Consider the following 8,258-nt stretch of genomic DNA (forward strand, 5'->3'; position numbering starts at 1 on the left):
AAAGCCGTGTTTTCGTAGTGGCTCATTTATTTGGTTCAATTATTGATTTAGAACCAATAGTTGAGATTTGCCAAAAGCATCAAATTCTTTTAGTTGAAGACTGCGCTCAAGCATTTTGTGGGACTAAATATTGCGGTGCTAAAGCAGCAGATGTGAGTTTGTTTAGTTTTGGACCGATCAAATCTTCTACTGCCTTGGGAGGTGCTATTGTTTGTATTCAAGATTCAACGATAGCTGAAAAAATGGTTACTTTGGCAGCAGAATATCCCTGTCGTAGCAAATTTTGGTTTTGCCAACGAGTATTGAAATATTGGGGATTAAAAGTATTATCGATTCCCCAAGTTTATGTGCATCTAATATCGGTCATGAAGTTGCTAGGTTTTGATATTGATCTTACCATTAATTCTTTAACTAGAGGGTTTGCTTCAGGAGATTTATTTACTAAAATTAGATATAGTCCTCCTCAAATGATGCTTCAATTGCTATGGCGAAGATTGAGTAATTTAGATAATTGCTACTTCCAAAAGCGAGAAGCTAAAGCTCGTTTATTCATTTCTCACTTAGCACATGAAATTGTTTATCCTGGTAGTAAAATACCTTTTCATTCTTTTTGGGTGTTCCCCATTTTATTAGATAATCCTGACTCTTTAATGACTATACTTAGAGCCGAAGGTTTTGATGCTACGCGAGGTAATACCAGCTTAACTCATTTTTCAAATTTTTCCGAAACTGAATTATCAAAGGTAAAGAATCTGTTTACTGCCAAGCAGTTGTCCGAGCAAATTTTGTATTTGCCTGTATATCCAAGTATGCCAGATACAGATATTATTAGATTGGCTAGGTTAATTAATCAATACAAGCAGGAGCATCAATGTTACAAATAGCTCCTGATAGTCAGGTTATACGGTTAGTAAAAAAAATATCTTAAATTGCCATACTCTAAGATAAAAGCCGTAAAAATTCTCCGTAAGTTAATAGTAGTTTTTAGCTGTTCAATTTAAGCTGAAAGTCCCTTAGCAGTGGCGAGCAGTAAATTAATCTAATTTATCCGAATTAGTTGCCCAGAAGATAATTCAAGAGTTCGTATGGCACTTTTCATCCTTTAGTCGGTTAATATGATTGGGATAAATGATAAACAATCAAGGCGAAAATTATGATGAACCTAAGAAGGATTGTCTTAGTCACTGTTTGCAGTTTACCGTTTTTTTTTCTTTATCATTTGCAGTAGGAGGGATAACAAGAGCGGACCAACCGTGTCAAGCTTATTTAAATACCAGTCGAGGAATTGATGATGAGAAGAACAACTGCCCAATAACGGTAGAAAATTTTTCAATTCGCGGAACTTTTTCTAACTCGAATTGGCAGGCTTCTTTTTGGGCGTATGAACCTGCTTATTACATTCTCCATGTGAAAAACAAGTTAAATGGTAATATAATTAACTTAACAGGTTTCAATGTCACGGGTACGACAAGCAGACCGCAATACCGATTTACCGATTCAGAGCGGAATGTTAACTATATTATAACTTTTCGATATTCAGATCCCAACACGATTCGATTGGAAATTTATCAAAATAATCGAGCGCTCGCTAATGAATTGCTTGTACGGGAATCAAACCAACTCATCGGTGGGCCTTGATGTAAATTTGTTATTTATTCCCATCACAGTATTGCACGACAAAAGTCATTGAGGAGAATATCAAAAGTTAAAAAGGCACAACGCCAGGTAACTCGCCGAACACTGCATCAATAACAGTTTTAGTTTGGGCAAAATCAAAAGATTTTTATCAAATACCTGCTATTGATGCAACTTGCGTTGTGGGAAGGAAGTTGAAAATTTGAGCTATGATAGCTGGAAAAAGCCCAAATATTAGGGACTAACTTTTTATTTATGACCAGCGAACCACAGCCTAGCGAACAGAAGCCCACATTATTTCAAGCTATTGGGATTTTACCAGGGAAAGTCAGGTTAGACTCCGAAATCAATAGAGCATTTGTCCAGGTACAAGGGAAGGAGTACCCCTTGAAATACGCGCCTCATAACAAAGGGATGAGAGCTTGGGATGCACTCAAACTGGAATTAGGAGAAAACGGGTCTAAGGAATTAAGGCTAACGGTATATCCCCAAGCGTTGCATTTTCCGGGGCGGGATAAAACACACATATTAGGATTCTCGCTTGTAGGATTCGCACCTATAAATGGTGAGGACAATTCATCTGATAAGGATGTATTCACTGCACAAGATTTTGAGTTTAAACTTTGTGGACTGTGGCAATTTATTCCAGTGTGTAGAACGCCGTGCATTTCAGTTTTTCGGAATTTTAATGAAGAGATTAAGGCCAGAATTAAACCGTTAGATTCTGCAAGAAAAGTTCGATTCATGAAAGCGCAGCATCTTCCCTTAATTTGGAAAGATGCGCTCGTACCACCATTCCGATTTAATCCAAAACTTCAGAAGGAGGAGCAAGGTAAGCGTTATTTTGTGGAGATAAAAGCAAGGTTTATCCCAGGTAGGGATATGTTTGGGTTTGAATCCTTGAATGGGATACCAACTTCTGAGATACCACCACATTTCAAACCTGGTAAGGCATTGAAGGCAGAAGCACTAGAATTGAAGAAACAGCAGAAGCGGGCTAAAGCGGAAGAAGTGAGTAACGTCGATGAAGCAAGAAGTTCGCCACCTACTGTTACTGATAAGCCTAAGCCTACGATCAAAAAGAAGATTGTAACTTAAGGGAATGGAGCAATTAATGCTTCAGATATTGCTTATCGCTGGCAATGGCAGTTAGGAAGACTGCTCAAAGTGCGAGGAGATAATCAGAGTGCGATCGCATCTTACACCGTAGCAGTGGACTTTTGCAGTCAGAGCAGTATAGAATTCCTTATTTTTGGGTACCTTACGTTTTGGTGGGTTCTTGGCGTTAATTAGTTGTCTCTAAAAAACTATTTTAGATAAATTAATTATTGCCCCTGTCTATTTTGCCAAACCTGGGTAAAGCGTTGCCATTCCTTGAGGTTCATGGCTGTACTTACCGCTGTGTCCAGGGCGATAAGTCTCATTATACAAACAGAGGCTATTAGGATGTTTCATGACAAATTGCATCATCTGCTGGTGGGATTTTCCCTGGAAGAACTGTTTCAAGTCTTGTTCTGAACGCCAGTAGCTAACCATGACTACTTCGTTGGGTCTGCAAATTCCAGCTTTCACTTGCAGACAACCTGTGGCGCTGGCTGTGGTATTTCTGATCCACAAGAGATTTTTCCACATCCAGAAAAAGCCAGCCCGATCGCGTGCCAAGAAACCGTTGATAAAAACGACTGCCTCTGGACGTTCCGGTAAATCAATTTGGTAAATGGAATAGCGTTTTGCACTTGCCATCTTCAGACTCCCGCTAATTTTACATTCCCGAGTTAATACTCAACAGCAAGATTATTCACTTAGTTGAATATACAATCTAAGGTATACTCAATTAAGTGAATATGTCAACCGGCTATCTATGTCTCTTACTTATGCCATTCTGTCTGCCCTGATGAGTGCCCCCCGCAGCGGCTATGACCTTGCCAAGCGGTTCAATCCCTCAGTTGAAGGCTCAGTTGGTTTTTTCTGGAACGCCAGCTTCCAACAGATTTACCGAGAACTGAACCGCTTGGAAGCTCATCAGTGGCTGCAAGCCGAATCTGTGCAGCAGGAAAATCGCCCCGACAAACGTATTTATTCGGTCACAGCAATGGGTAAACAGCAGTTATGTCAATGGATCGCGGAGTCGGAGGAAATGGCTCCGCTCAAAGATGATTTGCTGGTGAAACTTTATGCTGGATATTTAGTGCCTCATCAGACAATTGTGGCAAAGCTAGAAGCGCATCGTCAGCAGCATCAGCAGCGCTTAGCGATTTATCACGAAATTAAGCATCAGTACTTCCCAAATCCACAAACGCTGTCAAAAACGCTCAAGTTCCAGTACATGACGCTGTTGCGCGGAATTCATTACGAAACAGGCTGGTTGGCTTGGTGTGATGAAATTATGCAGTTACTGACGTAGCCATATCCGGGATTTTAGTTACCAGATGTCACAGAACACCAATCCTCGCGGTTGAGCCGATAGACAAAGCAGTGGCACAACAATTTGATAGTTCATCACAGGAACTTGATCTAAGCTGGAAGAAACGAATAATACCAGATCGTCGGAAGCCTGTTTGAACCATCCAAGATTAGGATGCTCTGTTAACGCAAAAATTTAGCCTGGAGAAACTAGATTGCCATCTTTTAAGCTTGAGTTCAAACCTATCGACCTAGAGCGAAACCAAGATTTATGCGTGCAGTTCAGAGCAGACTCTTTCCTTTGCAGCTTTGGTTCAGCCGCTCGATTCTATAAAAAGGATGGAAGTGGAGTTGAGGAGTATTTGCAATGGCTGAGACACCGAATGACAGAAATTCCAAACAGTTGTGTACATTTATGGAAAGAAGAGCAAATTATTGGGCAGATTGAGATGATGCGCTGGAAACACGATTCCAGCGTTGGCTACGTCAATTTGTTCTATCTAATTCCAGAGTTTCGAGGTCGGGGTTTTGGTCAACAGTTAGATCAATACGCAGCCCAGTTTTTCAAGCATCTGAGTTGTCACTCAGCCCGATTGAATGTTAATCCTACAAATCAGGTGGCAATGAGATTTTATCTTAAGCACGGATGGATTGATTTAGGGCAACGAGACGACGATCCCGAAGTTCACTATCTTGAAAAGAGATATGGAGCTAAAGATTTTCAGCAAGTTTGGAGAGAACGGTATGACTGATGCTTTAAAGATTGTGAATATGAACGATTTGGAATGGGAAGATGCAACCTACTCTGAACACTACACAGGTTGGTCAAAAAGATTAACTCCCAGAATGGATCGTAAGCAAGGACATATTGGTGTCGTTGTTGAACGTTTGAAGCCAAAGTCGCTTTCTTGTCCTTTTCACTATCACGTTCATGAGGATGAGTTTTGCTTGATTCTGAGCGGTAAAGCGATGCTGCGCTATGGTGACGAGACGATTGAAGTTAAAGAAGGTGATGCAATTTCATTTCCACGAGGCGAACGAGTTGCTCATCAGTTTTACAACCATACTGAGGAGACAGTTGATATTTTGATGATGGGCGAAAACCTCTCCTATGAAGTTTGCTACTTCCCAGATTCAGACAAGTGGCTATCGAGATCGATTGGTAAAGTCGGCAAGTTTGAAGGTACTGATTACTGGGCAGACGAACCTGTTCCACCTGTTATGAAATCTGAACGCTGAAACTGTTGGAGTACTAAGTATTTCAGAAATGCACAAGGTTATAATTAATTTCCATCTGCTCTATAACAACAGAATAGCGACACCTTGAAGAACATCTCAAGAGCTACGAAACAGATGGACTGGATGAATAATTGCGATCGCCTCCATCATTACTGTTGAGGAAAGAGAATTTATGATCGACCATACGGGCATTAACGTGAGTAACTTTGAAAGAAGTAAAGAGTTTTACACTCATTCTTTAGCTTCCCTTGGCTATCAACTGCTACACGAGTTTGATGATTCTGGAGCAGGCTTTGGAATAGATGGACAACCAGATTTTTGGATTTTTCAGGGAGATGTCAACACCCCTAGAATTCACATCGCTTTCCACGCGGAAACTCGTGCGGTGGTTCAAGCATTCTATGAGGCCGCATTACAAGCAGGGGGACAAGACAATGGTGCTCCGGGTCTACGAACTCACTACCACCCCAATTATTATGGTGCCTTCGTCTTAGATCCAGATGGACATAACATTGAGGCGGTATGTCACACCCCTGCTTAATCATCGATTTGGGTGAACAGTTCTTCTTTCCCTGTTCCCGATACCCCTATCGAAACTTAGAGGGGTTAGGTTTTGAGTTTAAGCAGGATTATGACAAGATTCTGGTGGCAGTATCATCTGGCGATGGATACAACTCGGTTTCGAGAAGAGTTAGGCTATGTTGAACCCGTTACTGAAGAAGAAGCATTGCAGCAAACGATCTTATGAGAGCAAGAAAACATGACCGCAATCAGCCCAGAGTAGTTAAACGATAAGAAGAATCATTGCTGAGCAGCGCTCTCTGCTTCAAAACGCTTATCTCTTCTTAACCTTTCGGACTCAACGAAGAGGCTCAAACGGTCGGGTGCAAGCGGATTGTTGGGCGGCGCTATGCCAGCACATCAGACTAAGGACGATTCTTTACGTCGCCGTGAATCGAACAGCATCAGTACTGAGGGAGGAATAATAAGCCAAAATCCCGACATAGGTTCGACAGTAACTCCCACAACAGCCGTTAGCAAGAGAATCCAACCAAGAAAACTTGGTAAAGCGATCGCCTTTGTTTGTGCCCAACAACATAACCCTCCTATTACCAGGAGAAATGGCGTTATCATCATGCACCAAAATGCAATTTCTCGGTCATAGAAAGGAGCTAATGGATTTGGTGCGACTGTATTGAACCAACCATCGTACACAATATCCATCAAAGGTTTAGCAAACAGCCATCCATGAATGAGGACATGGAGGATACTTGTAACAATCAACCAGTACCCACTGACTCGAAGCATCTTCATCTCCTGGGGTCTAAATGATTTTCTGGTGTTAACTCGCTTCCGGCACTAATCCTGAAACGCCCATAAGTAGCTATTAGATACGCTACCGTATGGTTATACATTAGTGACCTATCCCCTAAATGTCAATACGCTACCGTATGGTTAAGAAGAATCAGGTTTCCCAGCTTGGACAGCAAGACTGGATCGGCTTAGGGCTAAAAGTTTTAGCACACAATGGAGTTGAAGCAGTGCGAGTTGAGCCACTTGCTAAATTGCTGAATGTGACGAAAGGTAGCTTCTACTGGCATTTCAATAATCGGGAAGAGCTTTTAGAAGCAATCTTGAAAGAATGGGTTAATCGTGAAACCGATAGTATTATTGAGCAAGTTGAGGCGGCAGGCGGCGATGCTTCAGCAAAACTGCTTCACTTGTTTGAACTGGCGATCCAAGATGATGGTCAAGTCGAGAATGCAATTCGAGCTTGGGCAGCTAATGATTCTAGAGTTGCTGCAATTCTTGACCAAGTTGATCGACATCGTTTCGACTACACGAGGAATTTATTTTTAGAGGTTGGCTTCGCACCATTTGAGGCGACGGTACGCGCAAGGATGGTTTATTACTCGCTAATAGGCGAATTCGTCCTTGGTACTCGGACTGATCGGGCTGAACGGTTAGCTGAGGTACGTCTCCAGCATCTTATTCTGACGCGCCGAGATTAGACATCGGGACAGCCTACACAAAAATATGAAGCAGCCCAACGCTCCCGTTCACCTGCCGCAGATACCCTTTCGGACTCACCGAGCGCCCTGATTCAGATGCTGTGCAGCGGGCTTGTCAGCTGGCTGGCGTGAACTTTAATCTCAATTGTGCGATCGCGTAGCGTTGTGTAGCATTATCGCAATTGGGAGTGGATTTAGGTGTGATAGCGTAGTGATGCGTAGCATTATCGTTTTTCACTTTTAGATAATATTAAAAAGCTATCGCTTTTCCAAACCTCTGGTGCGCTTGCTACTCATTCTTCTATTTTCTAAGAAGGCAATTTCTCCGATTCTACAGTTAAAATATTAAGAGAATGCCTTACTCTTTGCAACTTTTGCTGGCTAATATACTGTGCTAATCTAGCATTAATTTCCGCTAATTCTTCATTAAATTCTTGCATTTCCAAATGAGTTTTCCTCAAATTGGCTAACAAGCGTTTTGAGGTTTCTGGATCTGGAATGCGTGGTTGCTTTGTCATGGTAGGTTCCATTCTAGCTTGACTTCTTGAATGCTACGTTCCCAGGCTGGAATCCTAGCTTGAGGCAAGTGCAATGGTTCGGTTCATTAATTCTAGAATATCACTAGGAGCAATGGGTTGGGCTTTGGCAATTTGTAACTGGAGAGTAGATAATCGAGAGAAAGAAGATTCTGCATCATCAACTACGGTTTTCACCTCATCAAGATAGGGTATAGTTTCTTCTATTTCTCCAAAAAGTTCAAAAATCCTTAATTCTAAGGCGGTCGCTTCTTCAACGATATCTAAAGCCTGTTGTTTCAAGTTATTTATAGTTGTCGTGATTTCGGTTCTTCCGTACTTACTGTGCTAAATTATTAGGGAAGTGCCAGAACAATAAAGCTCTTAATTCAAAATTGCGGAAATTCCTAAAGCCAAATCCACAACGTTTGAGTAATTTCAATTTATTATTAAT

General features: G+C 41.5%; 14 protein-coding genes. 8 read left to right on the forward strand and 6 right to left on the reverse strand.

Annotated elements, in window-relative coordinates; genetic code table 11:
• The 3 genes from IQ264_RS29995 to IQ264_RS30005 form a co-directional block, all read left to right on the forward strand.
• Window positions 1-884: DegT/DnrJ/EryC1/StrS family aminotransferase (locus IQ264_RS29995; RefSeq protein WP_193985944.1), on the forward strand; the 884-nt coding region annotated here is incomplete at its 5' end.
• 244 nt (window positions 885-1,128) lie between these two features.
• The gene (locus IQ264_RS30000; protein ID WP_193985946.1) at window positions 1,129-1,638 is read left to right on the forward strand and encodes a hypothetical protein; all 510 of its coding nucleotides are present in this window, start codon (window positions 1,129-1,131) and stop codon (window positions 1,636-1,638) included.
• A gap of 252 nt (window positions 1,639-1,890) precedes the next feature.
• The gene (locus IQ264_RS30005) at window positions 1,891-2,733 is read left to right on the forward strand and encodes a hypothetical protein (protein ID WP_193985947.1); all 843 of its coding nucleotides are present in this window, start codon (window positions 1,891-1,893) and stop codon (window positions 2,731-2,733) included.
• Between the two features lie 240 nt (window positions 2,734-2,973).
• Here IQ264_RS30005 and IQ264_RS30010 read toward each other — a convergent pair whose 3' ends face one another.
• Complete coding sequence (locus tag IQ264_RS30010; RefSeq protein ID WP_193985948.1) at window positions 2,974-3,378, reverse strand: monooxygenase family protein; 405 nt, start codon at window positions 3,376-3,378, stop codon at window positions 2,974-2,976.
• Window positions 3,379-3,496: 118 nt separating this feature from the next.
• On the opposite strand from IQ264_RS30010, the gene IQ264_RS30015 reads away from it, so the two are divergent.
• From IQ264_RS30015 to IQ264_RS30030, 4 genes are all read left to right on the forward strand, one after another.
• Complete coding sequence (locus IQ264_RS30015) at window positions 3,497-4,039, forward strand: PadR family transcriptional regulator (RefSeq protein WP_193985949.1); 543 nt, start codon at window positions 3,497-3,499, stop codon at window positions 4,037-4,039.
• 274 nt (window positions 4,040-4,313) lie between these two features.
• The gene (locus IQ264_RS30020) at window positions 4,314-4,790 is read left to right on the forward strand and encodes a GNAT family N-acetyltransferase (protein WP_322744834.1); all 477 of its coding nucleotides are present in this window, start codon (window positions 4,314-4,316) and stop codon (window positions 4,788-4,790) included.
• A complete protein-coding gene (locus IQ264_RS30025; protein WP_193985951.1) occupies window positions 4,783-5,277 on the forward strand; it encodes a cupin domain-containing protein in 495 nt (164 codons plus the stop codon). The genes IQ264_RS30020 and IQ264_RS30025 overlap by 8 nt, the downstream gene beginning before the upstream one ends.
• Before the next feature lie 172 nt (window positions 5,278-5,449).
• Entirely contained in the window at window positions 5,450-5,818 is a 369-nt protein-coding gene (locus IQ264_RS30030) for a VOC family protein (RefSeq protein ID WP_193985952.1), read from the forward strand.
• 380 nt (window positions 5,819-6,198) lie between these two features.
• Here the strand turns inward: IQ264_RS30030 and IQ264_RS30035 are convergent, their stop codons facing one another.
• A complete protein-coding gene (locus IQ264_RS30035) occupies window positions 6,199-6,585 on the reverse strand; it encodes a DUF6463 family protein (RefSeq protein ID WP_193985953.1) in 387 nt (128 codons plus the stop codon).
• Between the two features lie 125 nt (window positions 6,586-6,710).
• On the opposite strand from IQ264_RS30035, the gene IQ264_RS30040 reads away from it, so the two are divergent.
• The gene (locus tag IQ264_RS30040) at window positions 6,711-7,289 is read left to right on the forward strand and encodes a TetR/AcrR family transcriptional regulator (RefSeq protein WP_228061925.1); all 579 of its coding nucleotides are present in this window, start codon (window positions 6,711-6,713) and stop codon (window positions 7,287-7,289) included.
• Window positions 7,290-7,404: 115 nt separating this feature from the next.
• Here IQ264_RS30040 and IQ264_RS33570 read toward each other — a convergent pair whose 3' ends face one another.
• The 4 genes from IQ264_RS33570 to IQ264_RS30055 form a co-directional block, all read right to left on the reverse strand.
• Window positions 7,405-7,527, reverse strand: a complete 123-nt coding sequence (locus tag IQ264_RS33570; protein ID WP_265583120.1) for a hypothetical protein — start codon at window positions 7,525-7,527, stop codon at window positions 7,405-7,407.
• A gap of 70 nt (window positions 7,528-7,597) precedes the next feature.
• On the reverse strand, window positions 7,598-7,807 hold the full coding sequence (locus IQ264_RS30045) for a hypothetical protein (protein WP_193985955.1): 210 nt from the start codon (window positions 7,805-7,807) through the stop codon (window positions 7,598-7,600).
• 54 nt (window positions 7,808-7,861) lie between these two features.
• Complete coding sequence (locus IQ264_RS30050) at window positions 7,862-8,107, reverse strand: hypothetical protein (RefSeq protein ID WP_228061926.1); 246 nt, start codon at window positions 8,105-8,107, stop codon at window positions 7,862-7,864.
• Between the two features lie 37 nt (window positions 8,108-8,144).
• Window positions 8,145-8,258, reverse strand: coding sequence for a transposase (locus IQ264_RS30055; RefSeq protein ID WP_413470325.1), 114 nt, complete (start codon window positions 8,256-8,258; stop codon window positions 8,145-8,147).

It is taken from the genome of [Phormidium] sp. LEGE 05292, assembly GCF_015207735.1.
In the GTDB taxonomy this organism is placed as follows: domain Bacteria; phylum Cyanobacteriota; class Cyanobacteriia; order Cyanobacteriales; family Aerosakkonemataceae; genus Floridanema.

Coding starts and splice junctions, on each gene's coding strand:
- IQ264_RS30000 (WP_193985946.1), top strand. CDS start 1,129: ATGATAAACAATCAAGGCGAAAATTATGATGAACCTAAGAAGGATTGT.
- IQ264_RS30005 (WP_193985947.1), top strand. CDS start 1,891: ATGACCAGCGAACCACAGCCTAGCGAACAGAAGCCCACATTATTTCAA.
- IQ264_RS30010 (WP_193985948.1), bottom strand. CDS start 3,378: ATGGCAAGTGCAAAACGCTATTCCATTTACCAAATTGATTTACCGGAA.
- IQ264_RS30015 (WP_193985949.1), top strand. CDS start 3,497: ATGTCTCTTACTTATGCCATTCTGTCTGCCCTGATGAGTGCCCCCCGC.
- IQ264_RS30025 (WP_193985951.1), top strand. CDS start 4,783: ATGACTGATGCTTTAAAGATTGTGAATATGAACGATTTGGAATGGGAA.
- IQ264_RS30030 (WP_193985952.1), top strand. CDS start 5,450: ATGATCGACCATACGGGCATTAACGTGAGTAACTTTGAAAGAAGTAAA.
- IQ264_RS30035 (WP_193985953.1), bottom strand. CDS start 6,585: ATGCTTCGAGTCAGTGGGTACTGGTTGATTGTTACAAGTATCCTCCAT.
- IQ264_RS30040 (WP_228061925.1), top strand. CDS start 6,711: ATGTCAATACGCTACCGTATGGTTAAGAAGAATCAGGTTTCCCAGCTT.
- IQ264_RS30045 (WP_193985955.1), bottom strand. CDS start 7,807: ATGACAAAGCAACCACGCATTCCAGATCCAGAAACCTCAAAACGCTTG.